This is a genomic window from Schinkia azotoformans (assembly GCF_035811335.1).
GTDB classification, from domain to species: domain Bacteria; phylum Bacillota; class Bacilli; order Bacillales; family Bacillaceae_J; genus Schinkia; species Schinkia azotoformans.
This window is the reverse complement of the sequence record NZ_JARSMD010000022.1, coordinates 49,750-72,095: the sequence shown is the minus strand read 5'-3', so window position 1 is coordinate 72,095 and position 22,346 is coordinate 49,750. Positions and strand designations below refer to the sequence as shown.

At 38.0% G+C, this 22,346-nt stretch carries 22 protein-coding genes and 1 pseudogene; 15 read left to right on the top strand and 8 right to left on the bottom strand.

Annotated features, from left to right (window positions below; genetic code table 11):
• From P9E47_RS14150 to P9E47_RS14120, 7 genes are all read left to right on the top strand, one after another.
• A partial coding sequence (locus P9E47_RS14150) for a two-component system sensor histidine kinase NtrB (protein ID WP_326163759.1) occupies positions 1 to 804 on the top strand: 804 nt, incomplete at its 5' end.
• A gap of 2 nt (positions 805 to 806) precedes the next feature.
• A complete protein-coding gene (locus P9E47_RS14145; protein ID WP_326163758.1) occupies positions 807 to 2,579 on the top strand; it encodes a thiamine pyrophosphate-binding protein in 1,773 nt (590 codons plus the stop codon).
• Between the two features lie 261 nt (positions 2,580 to 2,840).
• The gene (locus P9E47_RS14140) at positions 2,841 to 3,278 is read left to right on the top strand and encodes a hypothetical protein (protein ID WP_003331076.1); all 438 of its coding nucleotides are present in this window, start codon (positions 2,841 to 2,843) and stop codon (positions 3,276 to 3,278) included.
• 29 nt (positions 3,279 to 3,307) lie between these two features.
• Complete coding sequence (locus P9E47_RS14135; protein ID WP_326163757.1) at positions 3,308 to 4,018, top strand: PspA/IM30 family protein; 711 nt, start codon at positions 3,308 to 3,310, stop codon at positions 4,016 to 4,018.
• Positions 4,019 to 4,117: 99 nt separating this feature from the next.
• Complete coding sequence (liaF, locus tag P9E47_RS14130) at positions 4,118 to 4,885, top strand: cell wall-active antibiotics response protein LiaF (protein ID WP_326163755.1); 768 nt, start codon at positions 4,118 to 4,120, stop codon at positions 4,883 to 4,885.
• 12 nt (positions 4,886 to 4,897) lie between these two features.
• A complete protein-coding gene (locus P9E47_RS14125) occupies positions 4,898 to 5,992 on the top strand; it encodes a HAMP domain-containing sensor histidine kinase (protein WP_326163753.1) in 1,095 nt (364 codons plus the stop codon).
• 14 nt (positions 5,993 to 6,006) lie between these two features.
• Positions 6,007 to 6,651 (top strand): response regulator transcription factor, encoded by a 645-nt coding sequence (locus tag P9E47_RS14120; RefSeq protein ID WP_326163751.1) that lies wholly within the window; start codon positions 6,007 to 6,009, stop codon positions 6,649 to 6,651.
• 64 nt (positions 6,652 to 6,715) lie between these two features.
• Here the strand turns inward: P9E47_RS14120 and P9E47_RS14115 are convergent, their stop codons facing one another.
• A complete protein-coding gene (locus P9E47_RS14115) occupies positions 6,716 to 6,916 on the bottom strand; it encodes a hypothetical protein (protein WP_326163750.1) in 201 nt (66 codons plus the stop codon).
• Between the two features lie 16 nt (positions 6,917 to 6,932).
• Positions 6,933 to 7,181, bottom strand: a complete 249-nt coding sequence (locus tag P9E47_RS14110) for a hypothetical protein (RefSeq protein WP_003331070.1) — start codon at positions 7,179 to 7,181, stop codon at positions 6,933 to 6,935.
• Between the two features lie 107 nt (positions 7,182 to 7,288).
• Between P9E47_RS14110 and P9E47_RS14105 the strand changes: the two genes are divergently transcribed.
• A complete protein-coding gene (locus P9E47_RS14105; RefSeq protein ID WP_003331069.1) occupies positions 7,289 to 8,158 on the top strand; it encodes a 5'-3' exonuclease in 870 nt (289 codons plus the stop codon).
• 69 nt (positions 8,159 to 8,227) lie between these two features.
• On the opposite strand, the gene motB is transcribed toward P9E47_RS14105, so the two are convergent.
• Both motB and motA read right to left on the bottom strand, forming a co-directional pair.
• Positions 8,228 to 8,998, bottom strand: coding sequence for a flagellar motor protein MotB (motB, locus tag P9E47_RS14100; protein WP_326163749.1), 771 nt, complete (start codon positions 8,996 to 8,998; stop codon positions 8,228 to 8,230).
• Positions 8,985 to 9,782 carry a flagellar motor stator protein MotA gene (gene motA / locus P9E47_RS14095; RefSeq protein ID WP_003331066.1) on the bottom strand — a complete coding sequence of 266 codons (798 nt, stop codon included), beginning with the start codon at positions 9,780 to 9,782 and terminating at the stop codon, positions 8,985 to 8,987. The genes motB and motA overlap by 14 nt, the downstream gene beginning before the upstream one ends.
• A gap of 139 nt (positions 9,783 to 9,921) precedes the next feature.
• Here motA and P9E47_RS14090 point away from each other — a divergent pair, with 139 nt between their 5' ends.
• Positions 9,922 to 10,125 carry a 4-oxalocrotonate tautomerase family protein gene (locus P9E47_RS14090; protein ID WP_326163748.1) on the top strand — a complete coding sequence of 68 codons (204 nt, stop codon included), beginning with the start codon at positions 9,922 to 9,924 and terminating at the stop codon, positions 10,123 to 10,125.
• A gap of 63 nt (positions 10,126 to 10,188) precedes the next feature.
• On the opposite strand, the gene fdhF is transcribed toward P9E47_RS14090, so the two are convergent.
• Both fdhF and P9E47_RS22945 read right to left on the bottom strand, forming a co-directional pair.
• On the bottom strand, positions 10,189 to 12,114 hold the full coding sequence (gene fdhF, locus P9E47_RS22950; protein WP_407697188.1) for a formate dehydrogenase subunit alpha: 1,926 nt from the start codon (positions 12,112 to 12,114) through the stop codon (positions 10,189 to 10,191).
• Positions 12,094 to 12,252: pseudogene (locus P9E47_RS22945) on the bottom strand (hypothetical protein); the annotation flags it as partial. The gene fdhF and the pseudogene P9E47_RS22945, both read right to left, overlap by 21 nt.
• A gap of 242 nt (positions 12,253 to 12,494) precedes the next feature.
• On the opposite strand from P9E47_RS22945, the gene P9E47_RS14075 reads away from it, so the two are divergent.
• The 3 genes from P9E47_RS14075 to P9E47_RS14065 all read left to right on the top strand — a co-directional run bounded on the left by P9E47_RS14075 (position 12,495) and on the right by P9E47_RS14065 (position 15,772).
• Positions 12,495 to 14,858 carry a nitric-oxide reductase large subunit gene (locus tag P9E47_RS14075; protein ID WP_326163747.1) on the top strand — a complete coding sequence of 788 codons (2,364 nt, stop codon included), beginning with the start codon at positions 12,495 to 12,497 and terminating at the stop codon, positions 14,856 to 14,858.
• Positions 14,859 to 14,994: 136 nt separating this feature from the next.
• Positions 14,995 to 15,225: a DUF2249 domain-containing protein gene (locus P9E47_RS14070; protein ID WP_003331061.1), complete on the top strand. Its 231-nt coding sequence runs from the start codon at positions 14,995 to 14,997 to the stop codon at positions 15,223 to 15,225.
• A 64-nt stretch (positions 15,226 to 15,289) separates the two neighbouring features.
• The gene (locus P9E47_RS14065) at positions 15,290 to 15,772 is read left to right on the top strand and encodes a hypothetical protein (RefSeq protein WP_326163745.1); all 483 of its coding nucleotides are present in this window, start codon (positions 15,290 to 15,292) and stop codon (positions 15,770 to 15,772) included.
• Positions 15,773 to 15,815: 43 nt separating this feature from the next.
• Here the strand turns inward: P9E47_RS14065 and P9E47_RS14060 are convergent, their stop codons facing one another.
• Positions 15,816 to 16,097 (bottom strand): hypothetical protein, encoded by a 282-nt coding sequence (locus tag P9E47_RS14060; RefSeq protein ID WP_326163743.1) that lies wholly within the window; start codon positions 16,095 to 16,097, stop codon positions 15,816 to 15,818.
• The gene (locus tag P9E47_RS14055) at positions 16,082 to 16,342 is read right to left on the bottom strand and encodes a CGCGG family putative rSAM-modified RiPP protein (protein ID WP_326163741.1); all 261 of its coding nucleotides are present in this window, start codon (positions 16,340 to 16,342) and stop codon (positions 16,082 to 16,084) included. The genes P9E47_RS14060 and P9E47_RS14055 overlap by 16 nt, the downstream gene beginning before the upstream one ends.
• Before the next feature lie 235 nt (positions 16,343 to 16,577).
• On the opposite strand from P9E47_RS14055, the gene P9E47_RS14050 reads away from it, so the two are divergent.
• From P9E47_RS14050 to narJ, 3 genes are read left to right on the top strand one after another with little or no spacing between them, the layout of a single operon-like run.
• Positions 16,578 to 20,261 carry a nitrate reductase subunit alpha gene (locus tag P9E47_RS14050; protein ID WP_326163739.1) on the top strand — a complete coding sequence of 1,228 codons (3,684 nt, stop codon included), beginning with the start codon at positions 16,578 to 16,580 and terminating at the stop codon, positions 20,259 to 20,261.
• Positions 20,251 to 21,801, top strand: coding sequence for a nitrate reductase subunit beta (narH, locus tag P9E47_RS14045; protein ID WP_326163737.1), 1,551 nt, complete (start codon positions 20,251 to 20,253; stop codon positions 21,799 to 21,801). Before P9E47_RS14050 ends, narH begins: the two co-directional genes overlap by 11 nt.
• Positions 21,773 to 22,336, top strand: a complete 564-nt coding sequence (gene narJ, locus P9E47_RS14040) for a nitrate reductase molybdenum cofactor assembly chaperone (protein ID WP_003331054.1) — start codon at positions 21,773 to 21,775, stop codon at positions 22,334 to 22,336. The genes narH and narJ overlap by 29 nt, the downstream gene beginning before the upstream one ends.
• Positions 22,337 to 22,346 lie beyond the last annotated feature (10 nt).

The window sequence follows — 22,346 nt, the reverse complement described above, 5'->3', positions numbered from 1 at the left end:
GACAATGGGGTCCACTTTACTATTCCCATTTATGATGGTGTTCAATTTATCGGTACATACTCCCAATTTAGGGATATCACCGACCGTTATGATTTAGAACAACAAGTTATTACCAACGAAAAACTTTCTATTATTGGGAAAATGAGTACTAGTCTTGCTCATGAGATTAGAAATCCATTAACGCCAATTAGCGGATTTTTGAAATTATTAGAAAACAACTTTGATAAAGCAAAATCAAAGGAATACTTTAAAATCATCAACGATGAATTACATAGAATGAAAGATTTAATAAATAATTTTGTTATGATTTCTAAACCCGAGGCTCCTCGCAAGAAAGATGTCAATATTCAAACATTACTACTAGAAACCATTCACCTAATGAACAGTCATGGAAATTTGCATAACATATCGATAGAATTTACTGACAATATCAAGCATGATTTATCCATCTATGTCGATAAAAATCAAATAAAGCAAGTATTAATTAACTTAATTCAAAATGCAATTGAAGAAATGAATGCTGGTGGAGAAATAAATGTTGTTTTAAATAAAAATCGTGAACTTAATCAAATAGAAATTTCCGTGATTGATCAGGGCTGTGGGATTGATCCCAAAATATTGAGTGATTTATTTACACCATTTGTTACAACAAAACCAGATGGAACTGGTTTAGGATTATCAATAAGTCAACGTATTGTTAAAAATCATTATGGTGAGATTGTCGTTGATTCCAATAAAAATAGGGGGACAACTATTACAGTTACATTACCCATTTCTATAAAAAATGATAGGAGAGATGATTAAAAATGACAACGGTATTAACTTTGCTAATGAGTAATTTAAAAAAATGGAACGTTACCCATATTTTTGGAATACCTGGTCGGCCAATAGCTCCATTAATTAAGGAAATGATAGAACAAGATATAACCTATGTACTAACCCGTCATGAAACTGGTGCAGGCTATGCTGCAGGAGGATTTGCATTGCAAAAGAAAAATTTAGGTGTCGCATTTGCTACAGCTGGTCCGGGAGGAGTAAACATGTTAACTGCAGCTGGACAAGCCCAGGCACATAATGTGCCGGTGTTATTTATAACGGGGCAAACTTCTGCAGGGAAAATAGGTAAATCTTATAGCCAAGATTCCTCTTCATTCGGTGCAGATTTAGTTAAAATGTTTGAACCTGTTACAAAATACAGTGCAAGAGTCGAACGAGGCGATTCTTTTGAGAGTCATTTTAGACATGCGATTGAACGTGCTTTTTCAGGGGTGATGGGTCCTGTACACCTTTCGATACCTCTAGATGTATTATATGAAGAAATTACGCCATTTGAATTCGAACTTCCACAAATACAGCATACAATTGCCGCAAATATTGAAGAGGCCTTCATGCTTATAAAAGATGCAAAAAGACCTGTATTTCTATTGGGCAAAGGTGTTCGCTCCTCAAATAGCTATGAAGAAGTTTTTGAGATTGCAACGAAGTGGAATATTCCTGTAATAACAACAGGTGGAGGTAAAGGCACATTTCCTACAAACCATCCGCTTTCATTGGGGGTATATGGCTTAGGAGGTGCGATTGAAGCCGATCAATATCTGCAGTCAGGAATTGATGTCATGATTGTAGCAGGCTCGTCATTAAACGATATGGCTTTGGCTGGATTCAAACAAGACTTTTACCCTGAAAAGGTTATTCATTTTGACTATGATCCAACCTTTGTTGGCAAAACAATTCCAAGACCTACCCTATTTGTTCCAGGGGATCTAAAAAGAAATTTGGGTAAGATTTTAGAGCTAACATTGGAACAAGGGGTTGTGGGACATGATGAAAGACTTGTTGTACGTGAACTAGTAGCAGCGTCAAGTGAATATACTTCCCTTAACCAGGAACGAACAGAAAATGTTTATGAAAACCTGTTGTTTTCCTCGGATTTTGTAGCGACGGCATTAGAAGACAAAACTATTATGCTAAAAGAAATGGAAGACTTTCATAATCAAAGGTCAAAAAGCTTTGTTATATCTTCTGCTTCAGCAATTCGTACGATCCGTAGGAATTTACCTGAGTATACGAAAGTTTTTGCGGATGTAGGAAGTCATGCTTATTATGCTGTAAAGCACTTTGATGTTTATCAACCTGAAACATTTTTCTTTGACGACCGCTTTATAGCCATGGGAAACGGAATTGGTTATGCGATTGGTGCCAAAATTGCGATGAATGAAGACAGCCAACCTGTTGCTTGTATTACGGGAGATGGTTGCATGCTAATGCATGGAACTGAAATAGCAACAGCGGTTGAGCATCAAGCTCCAATTCTTTTCTTTGTATTCAATAATGGAAGCCTGGATATGGTTGAAACGGGAATGAAGATTTGGCAGGACTGCCCGGGACATAACGTATATAAGAAACCAGTTGATTTTGTTTCGTTTGCAGAAGCACTAGGCTGTAAAGGATTTCGTTGTTTAAGTGAAGATGACATTCAAATGGCAATCCAATTTGGTTTGCAAAGTAATCAACCTACCATAATTGAAATTATGGTTGATCCTGAAGAAATACCTCCAACCTTAAAAAGAGATGAGTAGAGAATTAATCAACCTGTTAGAAGTTAATAAACATGGTAAATTGAATATAAAAAAATATGGAATCAGCTTTAGTAAAACCCTACTTAATAATATAAGTAGGGTTTTTAAGCGTATGTGACCTACAACAGTTCTAAATTCTCCATTCAGCCTAAAGTCTGAATTCAAAATCAACCCTAGGCTGGTTATGGGAGGATTGTATTTAGGATAAGATTAGGACAAGCAAGAAAACAACAAAAAATACTTGAAAAGGAGGATATAAAATTGAAAAAGAAAGGCTCATATAAACTAGGTATAGCTGTGATGGCTATAGGAATATTAATGCTCCTTGGTTTCTTAGGAATTAACATTGGCTGGATCATCGCCTTAGTCATTCCATCCTATTTTGTATATCAAGGTTGGAAGCTATTCACGACACGTGATAGCAAATGCAAGAAGGGCTTTGGTATAGCTTTGATGATCGTTGGCTTGCTTTGGTTAACAGGGATGCTTCATGTACTGATTGGATTAGCTATAGCTGCACTATTAATCTACTATGGTATGAAAATAATTCAAAATAATAAGATGCTATCAATTGCTCCGGAAATTGAGGCAGCAATGGGTGAAAGTTCTAACGCTAGTCCATTCGCGAATGAGTTTTCTTATAAAGATTATGATTTCCTTGATGAATGGGAAAACGAAATGAATAAAAATCAAAAATAATAATATGGATTATTTAGGAGGAATTAAATATGGCAATTTTTAAAAGAGTTAGAGATATTACAGTAGCATCAATTCACGAGATGTTAGACAAGGTTGAAGATCCAGTTGCAATGCTGAATCAATATTTAAGAGATTTGGAAAGTGAGATTTCAAAGGCTGAACTTGCTGTTTCACGCCAAGTAGCAATCGAGAAGAAATGGAAAGCATTAGTAGAGGAATTCGAACTACGTGTAGCAAAACGAGGTCGCCAGGCAGAATTAGCCATTGATCACGGTGACGAAAAAATTGCTAGACAAGCGATTGAAGATAAACAATTTTCAGAGGCAAAAGTTCAAGAATATCGCGCTTTATATGAGAGTACAAAAGAACAAGTAGCTGTTCTTTTAGGCCAATTAAAAGAATTAAAGGACAAATTCTATGAGCTTCGTAATAAAAAATTTCATTTAGTTTCTAGGGCAAATGTTGCAAAAGCTGTAAAAGACATTAATCAAGCATTAGTAACGATTGATACGGAAAGTGCAGCAAAAGGTTTTGCTCGAATTGAGGAAAAATTAATGATGATGGAAGCTGATTCACAAGCTCTTCAACATATTCGCAGAGTATACGGAGAAACAAACTTTGAAAATCTCCATACTGCTGAGAAAAATGAAAAGGTAGAACTAGAGTTGGAAAAACTAAAAGCGGCCCGAAATAACGACCTGACTGTAGAACAAGAAACAAGGATTGCGAATGAAAATTAAACAATATATGATAAGAAAGACACGGGGATGTAGAACTTCTACATGCCCAACGTCTTTCTTTTCTTTATATATTACAATGGAAAGGCAGGAGGTGGGAATATGAAAAATGTGCGAATTTTTCCACTTATATTTGGAGTCTTTATCCTTTTTATTGGCGTCATTATTTTATTAAACATTGTAGGAATTCATGTTCATGGCGGCGGTATATTTGCGGTATTTATTCTTTTTATTGGTTATTATTTGTTGAAGAGGCAAAAGAAGGTCATTGGATATATTTTTATTGCTTTCGGAAGTTTAATTCTTTTAAGTATTTTTGATGTAATTGGTTTTATTATTTCTATTGCACTTATTTATTATGGGTATCGGATCATTCGCAGTAAGCAAAAAGAAGAGCCAAACTTTGAAAGCGATATTGATAACGAAGGAATAACGAACACAGACCGATGTGCTGAAGAAGGCAGTACGGAAGAAACAAGTTATACGTACCGTATTCTTACTCCTCAAAAAAAACATACATTAATAGGCAGCTGTCTATTAACGGGATCGCGATGGGAATTAAGAGATTTAGATATATGGCATGGAATTGGTGAAGTGAAAATTGACTTGTCACGAGCCAATATTCCGGATAATAAATCCACAATTATCATTAATGGCTGGATTGGGGATGTTGATATTTTTGTTCCTTATGATTTAGATGTTTCTATCATTGCGCGCGTTGGCGTGGGGGAAATAAAAATATTTGGCAATAAGGAAAGCGGTGTGAACCAAAGCACAGCTGTTGAAACAAACGGATATCGTAAGGAAATAAAACGCGTGGAAATAGTGATTAATCTTTTTGTAGGTGATATAGATGTTAATTATTTGTAAAGGATGTCGATCATGCCAGATCGTAAATTGACAAATCTACAATGGCAATTTATCAGGCAATATTCGCAAGCGTCTGTAGCTGCCATTTTTTTTAGCTCGATTGTTTTCTTTATATTATGGAATTTCGTATATACACTTGATCAATTACAAAGCTGGTCACAACAATATTTAAATTTTACAATCCCTGCCTACCCGGGTTTATTGTTTGCCATTTTTATGATTACAGCGATGTGTCTTGTCGCTGCGGTAGTTGGATTGGTTTGGGGTTATATCCAAGGGAACGCGCTGAAAAAGAGAATGGAAGTATTACTGCAGTCGATAATTAAGCTTGAGCGGGGGAATTTGGCAGTTCGTATTCCAGATTTAGGGGAGGATGAACTTGGTCAGTTGGCTACCCATTTAAATGAAATGACAAAAAGATTTCAGGACCAGGTCAGTTCACTTCAACGATTATCCACACATAATGCAGAATTAACAGATCAAGTAAAAGAAACAGCCATAATCGAAGAAAGACAAAGACTTGCGAGAGAATTACATGATGCAGTCAGTCAACAATTGTTTGCGATTTCAATGACAATGGCGGCACTTAAAAGAACAATTGAATTAGACCCATTAAAAGCATCACGTCAAGCGGAGTTAGTAGAAGAAATGGCAGCTGCCGCACAGTCAGAAATGCGGGCATTATTACTGCATTTACGCCCTGCCCATTTAGAAGGGAAGACCTTAAATGAGGGCATTCAGGATTTGTTGGCTGAATTCTCGAAAAAGCATTATCAAATTGATTTTAATTGGAAGCTTGATAAACTTCCTGTTTCCATTTCTAAAGCGATTGAGGATCATTTATTTCGTATTGTTCAAGAGGCATTGTCCAATATTTTACGGCATGCAAAGGCTTCATTAGTTGACCTTCGATTAACAGTTACTACCGAACATATTCGATTGAAAATCACTGATAATGGAGTTGGTTTTAATGAGGAGGAAACGAAAACATCTTCCTACGGGATGTCCTTAATGCGGGAAAGGGTAGCTGAAATTGGCGGTGTGATGACATTGTCGACGGCTCCAGGACAAGGAACAATGATTGAGGTTACGGTTCCAATATTATAAGTGAGGTGGTAGTGATGGATGAAGGCATTAAAGTGTTACTAGTAGATGACCACGAGATGGTGCGGATGGGGTTAGCTGCATATCTTTCGACAGAACCAAATATTGAGGTTGTTGGGGAAGCCTCTAACGGTGAAGAAGGTGTGAGATTAGCGGAGCTATTCAAACCTGATGTAATATTAATGGATCTAGTAATGGCTGGAATGGACGGAATTGAAGCAACCAGGAGAATACGAAAAACCCAGCCAGAAACTAAAGTGATCGTTTTAACAAGCTTCATTGATGATGAAAAAGTTTATCCGGTTATCGAAGCAGGGGCGTTTAGTTATTTGTTAAAAACATCAAGGGCTCCGGAGATTGTCCAAGCGATTCAGCAAGCCTATAGAGGACAGGCAGTCTTTGAATCACAAATCACGGAGAAGATCATGACAAGGATGAGGGGAGAAAATAAAGAAGAGCTGCCCCATTTACAATGTACACCAAGAGAGATGGAGGTATTAAAGCTGATTGCTGAAGGGAAATCGAATCAAGATATTGCAGATGAATTATTCATTGGCATCAAAACGGTAAAAACGCATGTAAGTAATGTACTCAGTAAGCTAGGCGTTGACGACCGCACGCAGGCGGCGATTTATGCTTACAAGCATGGGATTTGCAAGTGAAAAATAGCCCCAACTGGTCAAACGATGACATGTTGGGGCGAACTGTTGCACTTCGTTTTTCTATTTATCGAGGCCCTTTTACATTTTTGCTACGTGCATCCCTTGGTTCATCGGCACGTTCGCGTCCTTGTTTGGCTCGTTTTTTATCAATTTGATTTTCCTCTTTGACATCTGTTACAAATTCCGAAGCGATCTCCTGCTTCGTATTACGAGCCATTTGTTGCTGCGCATTAGAGCGGCTTACTGAATTATGAGTTCTTGCCATTTCTTAATATCCTCCTTTAACGACGAGAGTTTTTTGCAAAGCTTTCAAATCGAATTTCATCCTCGATTAAACCGCACACACCACATTGCACCTTTGTCGAAGGTCCGCGATATGGAGTATGAAAAGGATCTAGAGCTTGATTTGAATATTCTTGAACGATTTCGCCTGATTGTGGATCCATTTTCACAGATTTAGGGACTTGCTCAATAAGATTAAACCTTGAGCGGTTTGTACCACAATTTGGACAACAATATGGACCTGCCATGCTTCATCCCTCCAAAATTTGTTCCCTTTTATATCCTGTGCAGTTTTCGGAAAAATATGAGAGACTTTATGCTATAATAGAAGTTGTTTTTGAAGGGAGAGAAAAAAGTGGACAATAATCATAAAGTTCTACTTGTTGATGGCATGGCCTTATTATTTCGTGCTTTCTATTCAACTGCGATGAGCGGTTATTTTATGATAAATAGTAAAGGGGTTCCAACAAATGGCGTCCATGGATTTGTTCGCCATCTATTAACAGCAGTAAATCATTTTGAACCTAGTCATGTTGTCTGCTGCTGGGATATGGGCAGTAAGACATTTAGAACAGATTTATACCCTGATTATAAAGGGAATCGCGGGGAGCCGCCAATTGAACTGATTCCACAATTTGATCTAGTAAAGGATGTTGTTGCTTCTTTTGACATTCCCAATATCGGTTTAAAAGGCTTTGAGGCCGATGATTGTATTGGGACATTAGCAAATCAATATAAGAATGAGCAAGAGGTTATTATTTTAACCGGTGATCAGGATATTCTACAGTTGGTTGATCCGGCTATAAAAGTTGTGATTTTACGAAATGGGTACGGCAATTATGAAATCTATCATCCTGAAATGTTATTGGAGCGAAAAGGTATTAGACCAGAGCAAATGGTCGATTTAAAAGCATTGATGGGGGATAGCAGTGATAATTATCCGGGAGTAAAAGGTATCGGTGAAAAAACGGCCGTTAAGCTTTTAAGTCAGTTCGAGTCGATTGAAGGAATTTTAGCGAATTTAGATTCATTATCAAAGGGACACCGCTCTAAAATCGAACAAGATTTAGCGATGCTTCACCTCTCACGCAAATTGGCCAAAATACATTGTGAAGTGCCTGTAAGTTGTTCTCTTGAAGAGGCGTTATTTACCATTGACCGTGCAAAGGTTCTTGGTAAATTCAGAGAATTAGAGTTTAAAGGTCTAGAGAAATTGATAGGATGACCTTTTCAAAAGGGCTGACATTAAATGATGTCAGCCCCTTGTATTTTTAGTACTATCAGAATTTATATTCTAATTTTGAACCTCGCCTGAGGTTGGCTCCGGATCGACAGACTTGATTAATATTTCTACACGACGATTAGAGAGACGGCCTTCTGGAGTATCGTTTGTTGCTACAGGTTTAAACTCTCCAAAGCCTTTTGCACTAAAATTTTGTGCATCTAAATTTTGATTTTCTAATAAGATTTTCATAAAGTTAACGGCCCGCATAACACTTAAGTGCCAATTCGAGTCAAATTGTGCATTATGGATAGGTACGTTATCAGTATGACCACTTATCACAACTTCCCTAGGGTGGTCCATCACAAGTAATTGCGAAATTTCTTTAGCCATCTCATAATCCTGCGCGCGGACTTGCGCTGTTCCAGAATCAAATAGAATATCATTTCTTAATGTTAGCATTAAACCTTCAGGAGTAAGGGATGTCATCAATTGAACATTAAGATTATTAGCATTAATGTATGAATCCATTTTATCTTTTATTTCCAGCATTTCTTGTTTTTCTTGCTCAGCTTGGCTATTTTGCTTATTTTTAACCCTATCGGTTGTTATTCCTTCATTGGTAGTCTGTTGGAATGGGCTTGGGTATTTCATAACCCCGGTTCCCCCTTGGAAGGTGCTGTTAAACGAACGGGCCATTTGTGAAAATTTAACAGCATCAATAGAACTCATCGCAAAAAGTACAATAAAAAGCGCTAAAAGTAAAGTCAACAAATCAGAATATGGAACAAGCCAAGTTTCATCTGCATGCTCTTCTTCGTGCTTCTTTTTATTTTTCCGCATCTTGTTTTTCTCCTTGTGCTAGAAACTGAATTCTTTGATTTATAGGTAAATAGGATGCTAGTTTTTGCTGAATAATTCCTGGAGCTTGTCCCTCTTGCACGGAAAGTACCCCTTCAACAATTAACTGTTTGATTTTCACTTCTTGTTTTGACTTCCTTTTCAATTTGTTAGAAAATGGATGCCAAAGAACATAACCAGTGAAGATACCAAATAGTGTTGCAACGAAGGCAGCGGCAATGGCGTGTCCTAAAGCTTCGATATCCTCCATATTTCCCAATGCTGCTATTAGTCCTAGAACGGCTCCGAGTACCCCAAGTGTGGGAGCATACATTCCAGCTTGAGAGAAAATCCCTGCATTTGCCAGATGTCTTTCTTCCATTGCTTCTATTTCTTCCATCATGACATCACGGATGAATTCAGGACTTTGACCATCGATTGCTAAATTTAAGCCATTTTTTAAAAAAAGATCATCAATTTCATTAACTTTAGCCTCCAATGATAACAAGCCTTCTTTGCGGGCTAATGTTGCAAATTCAACAAACATTTTAATATACTCTTCCTGCGATTGTAGCTTTTGTTCAGTGAAAAGTACTTTAAACAATTTGGGTACGTTTTTTATTTCATTTGTAGGGAAGGCAATTGTTACCGCTGCTGCAGTTCCGGCAAAGATAATTAAAAGCGCTGCTGGATTAAGAAGTACGCTTGGATCCACTCCCTTAAAGTACATACCAACTCCAACTGCTACTATACCCAAAATAATACCGATTATTGAGGTTTTGTCCATTATTGTTCCTCCTAATACGAAGTGTAGCGTGACATAAACTACGAAATGTACTATTATATGAGTTAATCATAATTGTACAATATATTAACTATTCATCTAAATATGATATCAATTTATTGATAGGAAAGGAAGACGTTTTATGCCTTATGTAAATATTAAAATAACAAATGAGGGAGTAACCTCAGAACAAAAGAAGCAACTAATTGAAGGTGCTACGAATCTATTAAAAGATGTGTTAGGAAAAAATCCACAAACAACAGTTGTCGTTATTGATGAGGTGGAAACAGATAATTGGGGAATTGGGGGAGAACAAGTTACTGATCGTAGAAAAAGAGGACAGTAATAAATGACTTTTTTATAAACATAAGAAAACCGCTAAAAGACAAACTTTTAGCGGTTTTTCAAATTAATGCAAGGCTTTTATTTTTACTGCACAAGCTTTAAATTCTGCTGTACCTGAGATAGGGTCAAATTCATTGATGGTAAGGATGTTTGTTGGAACATCACTCCAATGGAAGCTCATAAACACTAAGCCGGGTACGACTTGTTCGGTAATTTTAGCTTTTACCGCTAAAGAGCCGCGACGGGAAGAAACTTCGACAACTTCACCATCAACAATGCCCAGTTTAGCAGCATCCTCCGGATGGATATCCACCGTTTCTTCGGTTTGCTTAATTTTTACATTATCAGGATAATATCTAGTCTGTGTATGTGTATTGTAAGATTCATAACGGCGTCCAGTTGTTAGTGTAAATGGATAGTCCTCATCTGGAATTTCAATAGGTGCTGTATAACCAACTGGAACAAATGGTGCTTTTTTGGCATCCGTAATATTTTCATCATGTAAATGCTCGTGTAAAATGAATGTTCCCGGATGGTCCTCTGTCGGACAAGGATAGTGCAAGAAATATTCCCGATCAAGGCGGGCGTAGGACATGCCGCCATATTTCTCATGGGCTAAAATCCGCAATTCATCCCAAATTTGTTCGCTGGATTCATAGCTCATTTCGTATCCCATTAAAGTCGATAATTCACAAAGAATCTGCCAATCTTCCTTAACATTTGGATGAGATTCCACGGCTGTTCGAACTCTTTGAATACGGCGGTCCGTATTCGTATAAGTGCCGTCAACCTCCCCCCATGACCGCGCAGGAAGTACAACATCTGCTAACTGAGCTGTTTCAGTAAGGAAAATATCCTGAACAACTAATAAATCTAATTTCTTTAAGAGCTTTTCTGTGTGTGACATATGAACATCAGCCATTAATGGGTTTTCACCGATCACATATAATGCTTTTACATCGCCATTTTCCATTCTTTCAAATGTACGTGTCTGCGTATCACCTGACTTCCCATCAATCGTAACATTCCAAGCTTCTTCATAACGTCTGCGGTATTCATCATTTGTAATCGGAAATGGTCCAGGAAGCTGATTTGGCAAGCAACCCATGTCACCTGCTCCTTGGACATTATTTTGTCCGCGAAGCGGCATAATGCCATTTCCTTTCTTACCGATGTGACCTGTTAAAAGGGCCAAGTTGGCAATATCAAATACGTTATTGACCCCACAATGATGCTCTGTTATTCCTAATGTATACGCTATCATTGCATTCCCAGCAGTCGCATAAATTCTGGCTGTTTCCTCAATTTCCTCTGGTGTAAGACCTGTAATCGCTGCAGCATATTCAGGGGTATACAGCTCGACTTGTTTTTGTAATTTATCTAGATCAAGTGTAACTCTCTTGATATAAGCCTCATCAAATAGCTTTTCTTTTAAAATGATATGAATCATGGCGTTCATTAAGGCGATATCTGATCCAACATTGATTTGCAAGTGACGGTCTGCCACTTTCGCCATGTCAATTTTTCGAGGGTCGATCACAATAATTTTTAATCCATTTTTAGCTGCTTTTTTCATCCGGTTTGAAATAATAGGATGGGCTTCGGTAGTGTTAGAGCCCATTAGTAGCAATACATCTGCTTCCTCAAAATCTTCCAATGTACTTGTTGGAGATCCGTCACCAAATACAGTTGCCAGACCGGCAACGCTCGGAGCGTGTCAAGTACGGTTGCAGCCATCAATATTATTGCTGCCAATCACTGCTCTCATAAATTTCTGTGTTACATAATTTGATTCATTTGTTGTGCGTGCACAAGCAAACATAGATACAGCTGTTGGTCCAAATTGCTTTTTAATACTTGAGAGTTTATCAGCGATAAATTGAAGTGCTTCCTCCCATGTTGCCTCTACTAGTTTACCAGCTTTACGAACGAGAGGAGTAGTTAGTCTATCTTCTGCATGTACATATTTATAGGCAAAAGCTCCCTTCACGCATGTTTGCCCTTTATTTACCGGGGCATCTTTGTCACCGCGTACTTTAATGATTTGATTATCCTTAACTTCAAGAATTAATCCACATCCTGTTCCGCAGTAACCGCAAATCGAACGGACTTCTTTTACATTCTCCATGATTTCCCTCCTATTCTCTTATGTTAATTTAATCTTAACAGATTGTGGAACAGGCTACGAGAGTATATTTGTGCAAAATTTTAAAAGGTTTTTACAATTAACACTATGTGTATAGTGATAAGTGATTAAAAACACACCCTACTGTTGTTTTAAATCACACCTTAATATTTTTTAAGATTGTATGATGTTCATTGTGAAAGGCGCGCCGTAGGACTAATATCGAAAAAATGGAGTGAAAATAAATGGGTGTAAGAAAACTAGATACAGATCCGGCATCTAAACCAACTTCAAAGAATGCCCTTATGAAATCAATTTTAGTTTTCACATTATTAATTAGTTTTACAGTTTTATTAGTAGGGGGCTATGGGATTTTTAAAGGCAATGCACCTAGACCTACTGAGATTACGAGCCCTAGTGGTGATGTTGTAATTACAAAGGCATCCATTATGGGTGGTCAGGCTGTATTCCAAAAGTACGGCTTAATGGATTATGGTACTGTATTAGGTCATGGTTCTTATATGGGCCCTGATTATACAGCTCAAGCATTAAAAGTGTATACAGAAGGTATGCAGGATTTTCGAGCTGAAGAAAAATTTGGAGCACCATATAAAGAGTTATCGGCTGATGAACAAGCAGCTATTAAAGATCAAGTCATCAAAGAAATGCGTGAAAATCGCTATGATGCAGAGTCTGATACATTACCTTTAACAGATGCGCAAGTATATGGTTTAGAACAAGTTAGAGCTTATTACCAAGATGTATTTACAAATGGCGATAATTGGGGATTAAAACCAGGTTTAATTAAAGAAGAGCATATGCCTGCTACAGACCGTGCTTATGTAGCTGAAGGTGATCAAATCACACAAATTTCCGATTTCTTCTTCTGGACTGCTTGGTTATCAAGTACATTGCGCCAAGGCGACGAAATTACTTATACAAACAACTGGCCTTATTATGAAGATGCTGGCAATACACTGGGACTATCCGCTGTTTGGTGGTCTGGTGTTAGTGTAACTTTATTAATTCTATTTATTGGTATCATTTTATTCGTATTCTATCGCTATCATTTAGATATGCATCCGGCTTATGAGGATGGTAAGTTTCCGAAAATTGATTTACGCAAACAACCAGTAACAAATTCACAAGTTAAAGTAGGTAAATATTTCGCAGTTGTGGCTGTTCTTTTCTTTGTGCAGTCCATGTTTGGTGCGCTTCTTGCTCACTATTATATTGAACCAGATAGCTTCTTTGGAATTACTTGGATTCATGATATTTTACCTTTCTCAATTACGAAAGGATACCACCTTCAATTGGCAATTTTCTGGATTGCCACAGCATGGTTAGGTATGGGTCTGTATATCGCTCCATTAGTTGGCGGACATGAACCAAAGAAACAAGGTTTATTAGTGGACGTTTTATTCTGGGCACTAGTTGTTCTAGTATTCGGTTCAATGATCGGTGAATGGTTAGGTGCAAACGGTAAATTAGGTAACCTTTGGTTCTTATTAGGACATAATGGTTGGGAATATATCGAACTTGGCCGTATTTGGCAGCTTATTTTAATCGCAGGTATGGGTATTTGGTTATTCCTTGTATTTAGAGGGATTAAGGCTGGCTTGAAACGTGAAACTGATAAGGGTGGATTGATTCACTTATTATTCTATTCAGCAATCGCTGTTCCAGCTTTCTACGTATTCGCATTATTAATTAACCCTGATACACATTTTACAATGGCCGATTACTGGCGTTGGTGGATTATCCACTTATGGGTAGAAGGTATCTTTGAAGTATTTGCTGTAGTCGTTATTGGTTTCTTATTAGTACAGCTTGGATTAGTTACAAAAAGTTCAACGATCAAAGCGTTATATTTCCAAATTACATTATTATTAGGCAGCGGTGTGATCGGCATCGGTCACCACTTTTACTATAATGGTTCTGCTGAAGTTTGGATTGCCTTAGGTGCTGTTTTCTCAGCATTAGAAGTAATTCCATTAACACTATTGATTTTAGAAGCATATGAGCATTATAAAATCGTCAAAGATGGCGGGATTGATTTCCCTTACAAATCAACTTTCTGGTTCTTAATTTCAGTAGGTATTTGGAACTTAGTTGGTGCAGGGGTATTAGGATTCCTAATCAACTTACCGGCAGTAAGCTATTTTGAACACGGTCAATTCTTAACACCAGCACATGGTCATGGATCAATGATGGGTGTTTATGGATTCTTCGCACTTGCTGTTCTAGTGTTCTCTTTACGTAATATTGTTAAACCAGAAAAATGGGATGATAAAATTATTAAAATTTCTTGCTGGTTAATGAACATCGGTTTAGCAGGAATGATTGCTATTTCATTACTTCCAGTTGGTTGGTTACAATTAAAAGAGGCATTCATGAAAGGTTACTGGGTGTCACGTTCACCAGAGTTTTTACAGCAAGATGTTGTAGTAAACTTAATTACTATTCGTGCGATTCCAGATACAATTTTCTTAATTGGTGTACTATTAATTATGTATGTGGCTGTAAAAGCAATCTTCAACCTACGTAAGCCAACACATCAAGAAGGCGAGCCATTACCAGTTAAAGATTTAGCAATTGACGAAGATTAATAAATTTCAAGGGATACTTTTATAAAAAAAGTGACAAAATAGTGTCGAATTAGTGACATAAAACACACCCTATGTTTAATTAATCAGACATAATGGAATTATAATAAAAATAAATCATCAATAGGGGGAACACAAAATGGAATTTGCAGCAAAAGTAAATGCACCTGATTATCCACCAAGAGAGAAGCATCCAGTAATTTTCAAAACATTTGATGGCCTACAACCTGGTGAATTTATGGAGTTAACGAATGACCATGATCCACGTCCATTACAATATCAATTTATGATGGAAAGACCCGAGCAATTTACTTGGGAATACCTTGAAGAAGGTCCTGATGTATGGCGTGTAGCTATCGGTAAAAAATAATAGAATTAAAGGCTGGCATCCAAAATGTCAGCCTTTTTTATACTATAAGAAAAGGGGGGATTTGGTGAAAGGGTGGTTAATCAGTAATGCACTCTTTATTTTACTTGTTATCTTTTGGAGTTTTTGGCATAGAGAATATTCCTCACCGGTTATTGTTGTTGGTAAAACCTTTGCTGTAATCGCGGTAATTTTATTTATTATTAATGTCAATATGTATTTTATCTTTTTAATTATTCGTAAAAGTAAAACAAAGGGGATTAAGAAGACTTTAGCGCTTTTCTCAAGAAAAATGATGAAGTTTCATGTTCCGATTGCCATTACAGCAACGGCGTTAATATGTATTCACGCGATTATTATGATTTCTTTTCATCCGCTAGAAATAATCGATATCAAAAAACTGAGTGGAATATTGGCGATTCTGATATTATCGGTTCATTTATTTAGTGGGTGGCTAAGGAGAAAAAAAGCATCTGGTTTTAGGCGATTGTTTCATCTGCGGATGGCATTTATATTTTTAACATTCTTTCTAATTCATATTTTTATATAAGAAGGAAGTGAGGAAAACAGGAAGTGGGTGTCTTCCTGTTTTTTTATGGGAAATAAATGCGAAGAATATTGACTCCGTTTTTAAGTTCGAAATAATTCTTGAAAAACTCATTGGAGCGCTCAAACGTTTTATATTTTGATAAATCAATAGCTTCCTTAATTTTGTCGCCAATTAAAAATTGTATTTCAGCGTCAGTTACATGAATGATTTCAAAATCAAGTCCATCTCTTTGAACTAACTCTTCATCCTCATAATAATTTAGAACAGCTTGACAATTCTTATATTGATTTAAACTCTCTTGAATAATCTTTATTTCAGTTTCCATACTCGTAAAACATACCCTCCACAACCACATTGGTCGATAAATTTTGTTTTAATAGCATCACCAAATTTTTCGCGTAATAGTGGCGTAAGATATTCTTCAGGATCTCCAAAATTGTTAGAAGTTACTAAATTGACATAATATCCTGGTGCTGTCTCTTCCACAGCTTTTATACCATCTTCGATAATGAGGTCTTTATCAAATTCATATTCATTATGCTCCAAATCCATTGACCAGTCTTTTTCCATCGTTACATTTTCCTCCTCTACAACACAATCGAAAAACTATTTCTAAATTTATTTTATTCAATACCATTCTATCGAAACCTTAATACTTAAAAAGTGAGTCTTATCACTTTTTCCAATAAAAATTCCTTCTTCATTAGTATAAATTGTTTTTTTGGAAACACTATGATTATTGTCTAAAAATTGCCAAGCATCCTTTTTGTAAAAAATAGACAAAAATAATGAAGGGAGTAAAGAGATGAAGAAAAAAGTTCCTCCGTTACTAAAAAAGATGACCTTTTTTGGTAAAACAACCGATATAACGAATCATAGTACATTGTCTCACGCCGACCGTGAGTCAGAAAAATATTATCGAAGGCGATGGCAGCATGATAAGGTCGTACGCACGACACATGGTGTCAATTGTACGGGTTCTTGCAGCTGGAAAGTTCATGTAAAAGATGGAATTATTACATGGGAAACTCAGCAAACGGACTATCCTACAACAGGACCCAATATGCCTGAATACGAACCTAGGGGTTGCCCTCGTGGTGCAACTTTTTCTTGGTATACATATAGCCCATTACGAGTTCGTTTCCCATATATTAGAAGTGCATTGTTAAAGGTATGGAAGGAAGCACTTGGAAAAACAGGTGATCCTGTAGAGGCATGGGGGTTAATTTCAGAAAACCCGGATACAAAGAAATCCTATAAATCTGCCCGCGGAAAAGGGGGATTTGTACGTGCATCCTGGGATGAGATCAATACCTTGATTGCATCCCAACTCATTTATACCCTAAAGAAATATGGACCGGACCGGATCTTTGGGTTTTCCCCGATTCCTGCGATGTCGATGGTCAGTTATGCATCGGGTGCACGCTTTTTAAATTTAATTGGAGCTCCCCTTTTAAGCTTTTATGATTGGTATGCTGATCTTCCAGCTGCTTCACCGCAAATTTGGGGAGAGCAGACAGATGTTCCGGAAAGCTCTGACTGGTATAACTCAAGCTATATTATTGCTTGGGGTTCCAATATTCCACAAACGAGAACACCAGATGCCCATTTCTATGCTGAAGGGCGTTATAACGGAACGAAGGTTGTAGCGGTTAGTCCTGATTATGCTATTTTTGTTAAGTTTGCTGACAATTGGATGGCAGTGAATCCAGGTACTGATGCAGCGCTTGCGATGGCAATGACCCATGTTGTGTTAAAAGAGTTTTATGTTGATAAACAGACTCCATATTTCGAGGATTATGTAAAACAATACACTGATTTACCATTTTTAGTGAAACTAAAAAAACGTGGAGAACATTATACAGCTGACCGTTTCGTTCGCGCCTCTGATCTTAGCATGAATATTAATAAGGCCGAATGGAAAACGATTGTTTTTGATAAAAAATCAAATAATTATGCAGCTCCACACGGTTCAATTGGCCATCGTTGGTCAGAGGGCGGAAATTGGAATTTGCACTTAAAAGATACCGACAATCAGCTTGGTGATATTGATCCAGTGTTAACGATGTTAGGGATTGAGGATAAACAGGTCATCTGTCAGTTTCCTTATTTTAGTCAAGATGAAAGATATATTATCGAACGCGGCGTGCCTGTCAAAGAAATTGAACAAAATGGTGAAACCATATACGTAACAACAGTTCTTGATTTAATGCTGGCGCAATCTGGGGTTCATCGTGGGGACTTACCAGGCGATTATCCTAAAGATTATGATGATCCAAAACCATTCACACCTGCCTGGCAAGAGGGGATTACCAGTGTTGATCGAAAATTGGCAGCCCAAATTGCTAGAGAGTTTGCCCAAAATGCGATCGATAGTAAAGGTCGTTCGATGATTATTATGGGTTCAGGAATTAATCACTGGTTCCACTCAGATGTCATCTATCGTGCGATCATAAATCTAGTGTTATTAACGGGTTGTGAAGGTGTCAATGGCGGCGGTTGGGCCCATTATGTCGGACAGGAAAAAGTTCGACCTCTGGAGGGCTGGCAAACGCTTGCGATGGCCCGTGACTGGGGAGGTCCACCAAGGTTACAAAATGGAACTTCTTTCTTTTATTTTGTAACAGAGCAGTGGCGCTATGATGAGCAAAAGACGGATAACCTCATATCACCTTTGGTAGATAAACCAAGATATAGCCATATGGGAGATTATAATGTGATGGCGGCTCGTCTAGGCTGGTTGCCTTCATATCCGCAGTTTAATAAAAATTCTATTAACATCTATGAAGAATCGAAGGCAACATCGAATGAGGAAGCCGTTAAATATGTCGTTGACCAAGTGAAAAACGGGAAAATGAAATTTGCAATCGAAGAACCGGGGAACCCTGTTAATTTTCCAAAATCAATGTTCGTATGGCGGGCGAATTTAATTGGAAGTTCGGCGAAAGGACATGAATATTTCCTAAGACATTTACTTGGAACACACTCTTATATATTAGGTAGCCAGGAAGAAACACAAATGCCTGTAGAAATCGAGGCGCCAGCTGAAGCAGCTGAAGGAAAATTGGATTTATTAGTTACATTGGACTTTAGAATGTCTGGTTCGGCACTATATTCTGATGTCGTCCTACCTGCAGCCACATGGTATGAGAAATATGATGTCAGTTCTACTGATATGCATCCATTCATCCATCCTTTTAATCCAGCGATTACATCTCCGTGGGAAAGCAGATCCGATTGGGATATTTTCAAAAAGCTCGCTCAAACATTCCAGGAGCTTGCCAAAAATCATTTTCCAAATCCGGTCAAGGATATCGTGGCAACTGCTTTATTACACGACACACCGGATGAAACGTCACAAGCGTTAGGATTAATACCAGACTGGAAAAAGGATGGTGCTGAGCCTGTACCAGGTGAAAATTTCCCACGAATCCATGTAGTCGAGAGGGATCTCACAAAAGTTTACGAGAAATTTATTTCCTTAGGTACAAATGTCCGCGAATCAATTGGAGCAAAAGGTCTATCATGGGATGCAAAAGAGGAATATGACGAATTGAAGGATATTTTAGGGGCATCCAAAAGTAAAGAGTATCACGACTGCCCAGACCTGTCATTTGATCGTCATGCTGCAGAAACTATTCTTACACTTTCAAGTACAACGAATGGCTCACTTGCGATAAAGGCCTGGGATGCGATGGAAAAGAAAACAGGCCAGAAATTAAAGGATTTGGCAGAGGAACGGGCAGAAGAGCATATGTCATTTGATGAGATCACAGCTCAACCAAAGAAAGTAATCTCATCGCCTGTTTTTAGTGGAACAGAAACAGGAAATCGTCGCTATAGCCCGTTTACAACAAATGTTGAAAGATTGATACCGTTCCGTACGCTAACAGGCAGGCAGCATTTCTACCTTGATCATGAAATGATGCTTGAATTTGGGGAAGAGTTGCCGACATTTAAGGCACCACTCCGAAAGGCAGCTTTTTATGATAAGGATGGCAGACCTGCATCAAAGGGGAAGGAAATAGAATTACGATATTTAACACCGCATTTTAAATGGTCATTCCATAGTACATATCAGGATACTCTGCATATGTTGACGTTGTTCCGTGGTGGACCATGTGTTTGGATGAATATTGAAGACGCAGAATCGGTAGGGATTAGTGATAATGATTGGCTTGAAATGTTCAACCGCAATGGTGTTGTTGCTGCACGAGCTATCGTTACACACCGCTTACCGAAAGGAATGGCGATTATGTACCATGTACAAGACCGGTTAATTAATGTTCCTGGGACAACGATCACAAATGATCGCGGAGGTACTTTTAATAGTCCAACAAGAATCTATGTTAAACCAACACAAATGATTGGAGGCTATGCGCAGTTAAGCTACGGTTTCAATTATTACGGACCAACCGGCACCCAAAGGGATGAGAAGGTGATTATCCGGAAACTAGAACGTGATGAGGTGGATTGGCTTGAAGATTAAAGCACAATTTGGGATGGTCATGAATTTAGATAAATGTATTGGTTGCCATACGTGCAGTGTTACATGTAAAAATACATGGACAAATCGCCAAGGTGCAGAGTATATGTGGTGGAACAATGTAGAAACGAAGCCCGGGATTGGGTATCCGAAGGAATGGGAAAACCAGGAAACCCATAAAGGCGGCTGGGAGTTGAAAAATGGCAGGATTGAATTGAAAGCTGGAGGAAGAGTAAGCAAATTACTGAATATCTTTTACAATCCGAACCTTACAAAGCTTGAAGATTACTACGAACCATGGACGTACGATTATGAAAACTTAATTAAAAGCCCTGAGAAAAAACATCAACCCGTTGCCCGGCCAAAATCACAGATAACAGGTGAATATCTGGATTTACAATGGGGACCGAACTGGGAAGATGACTTAGCCGGTGTATATCAAACAGGAAAAAGAGATTACAACATGAAAGGCGTTGATGAAGGGATCATTCAAGAATTTGAGCAGGCCTTCATGATGTATTTGCCGAGGATTTGCGAGCATTGTATGAACCCTTCCTGTCTGGCCTCCTGTCCTTCGGGGGCCATTTATAAACGGGATGAAGACGGTATCGTTTTAGTTGACCAAGATGCATGCCGAAGCTGGAGATTCTGTATGTCAGGATGCCCGTATAAAAAAGTTTATTTCAATTGGAAAACAAACAAAGCAGATAAATGTACATTCTGTTTTCCACGGATTGAAAATGGACAACCAACTGTTTGTTCTGAAACCTGTGTTGGCCGGCTACGCTATATTGGTATTGTTTTATATGATGCGGATGAAGTGGAAAGAGCGGCATCAGTCAATGATCCGAAAGATTTATACGAAGCTCAATTAAAGTTATTTCTTGACCCCAATGATCCAGACGTCATTAAACAAGCTAAAAAAGATGGGATTCCAGAGGATTGGATTGAAGCGGCTCAAGAATCACCAGTTTATAAACTTGCTGTAAAGTATAAGGTTGCACTGCCATTACATCCAGAGTATCGAACATTACCGATGGTTTGGTATATTCCGCCATTAAGCCCAATTACAAGTGCATTGGGTGGACAAATCGATGATTTGAGCCCGAATGTGATTTTTCCAACAATTAAGCAATTTAGAATACCCATACAATATTTAGCTAACTTAATGTCTGCCGGTGATACAAAAGTGATTGAACGCGTATTGAAGAAGTTGGTTGCGATGAGAAGCTATATGCGGAGTATGAACCTAAATAAAGATTTTGATAAATCAATATTAGAGGAAGCCGGTTTAACTGAAAAAAGTACGATTGAGTTGTACGAGCTATCAGCGATCGCGAAGTATGACGACCGCTATGTAATACCGAAATCTCATCGTGAGGAAGCTGGAAATATGTATCAGGGTCAAGGCTCGGTTGGCTATGAGTTTATGGAAAGCTGCAATGGCTGTAGCCTTGGTACTGAGAATTACGATAACCTGTATGCGTTCAGTGAAGAATATTGGGGTGATTTAGGTGGAACAGCAATGGACGGAAGAATGTAAATATACTTTTAAGTTGTGTTCCTTATTTTTACGATATCCACAAAGTGAATGGGGAGCAAACGAGGAAATAAACGAATTTGTTCGATCAATTGAAAATAAGGGAATTCGATTTTGTTTTGAACAATTTCTTGATTATGTGCAACGGACACCCTATAAAGAGCTGACTGAAAACTATGTTAGGTGGTTTGATTTTAGTGAACGCACAACCCTGTATTTAACGCATAGTACTTTTGGAGAGCAGAGAGAGCGGGGGCTAGCCTTTGTCAAACTTAAAATGGAGTTTGCAAAAGCGGGTTTTTACATTACCGGTGACGAACTTCCTGATTATTTGCCGCTTGTTTTGGAATTTGCGTCGGAAGCAGATACAGCCTCCGTTCAAAAAGTGTTTTTGATTCATAAAAAACCGATTGATGAGCTATTGTCTGAGTTAGAAAAAGATGATAATCCTTATGGGTATTTGCTGAAAGCTTGCGTAACGGCAATGGCAGCATACTTGCCAGCCCAGAAAGTAAACGTTAACCATAATGCCGGCTAACATGTAAGCC

Coding starts and splice junctions, on each gene's coding strand:
- P9E47_RS14120 (WP_326163751.1), top strand. CDS start 6,007: ATGGATGAAGGCATTAAAGTGTTACTAGTAGATGACCACGAGATGGTG.
- P9E47_RS14145 (WP_326163758.1), top strand. CDS start 807: ATGACAACGGTATTAACTTTGCTAATGAGTAATTTAAAAAAATGGAAC.
- P9E47_RS14110 (WP_003331070.1), bottom strand. CDS start 7,181: ATGGCAGGTCCATATTGTTGTCCAAATTGTGGTACAAACCGCTCAAGG.
- motB (WP_326163749.1), bottom strand. CDS start 8,998: ATGCGGAAAAATAAAAAGAAGCACGAAGAAGAGCATGCAGATGAAACT.
- P9E47_RS14075 (WP_326163747.1), top strand. CDS start 12,495: ATGGGTGTAAGAAAACTAGATACAGATCCGGCATCTAAACCAACTTCA.
- P9E47_RS14060 (WP_326163743.1), bottom strand. CDS start 16,097: ATGGAAACTGAAATAAAGATTATTCAAGAGAGTTTAAATCAATATAAG.
- P9E47_RS14055 (WP_326163741.1), bottom strand. CDS start 16,342: ATGGAAAAAGACTGGTCAATGGATTTGGAGCATAATGAATATGAATTT.
- P9E47_RS14115 (WP_326163750.1), bottom strand. CDS start 6,916: ATGGCAAGAACTCATAATTCAGTAAGCCGCTCTAATGCGCAGCAACAA.
- P9E47_RS14050 (WP_326163739.1), top strand. CDS start 16,578: ATGAAGAAAAAAGTTCCTCCGTTACTAAAAAAGATGACCTTTTTTGGT.
- P9E47_RS14125 (WP_326163753.1), top strand. CDS start 4,898: ATGCCAGATCGTAAATTGACAAATCTACAATGGCAATTTATCAGGCAA.
- P9E47_RS14070 (WP_003331061.1), top strand. CDS start 14,995: ATGGAATTTGCAGCAAAAGTAAATGCACCTGATTATCCACCAAGAGAG.
- liaF (WP_326163755.1), top strand. CDS start 4,118: ATGAAAAATGTGCGAATTTTTCCACTTATATTTGGAGTCTTTATCCTT.
- motA (WP_003331066.1), bottom strand. CDS start 9,782: ATGGACAAAACCTCAATAATCGGTATTATTTTGGGTATAGTAGCAGTT.
- P9E47_RS14135 (WP_326163757.1), top strand. CDS start 3,308: ATGGCAATTTTTAAAAGAGTTAGAGATATTACAGTAGCATCAATTCAC.
- P9E47_RS14090 (WP_326163748.1), top strand. CDS start 9,922: ATGCCTTATGTAAATATTAAAATAACAAATGAGGGAGTAACCTCAGAA.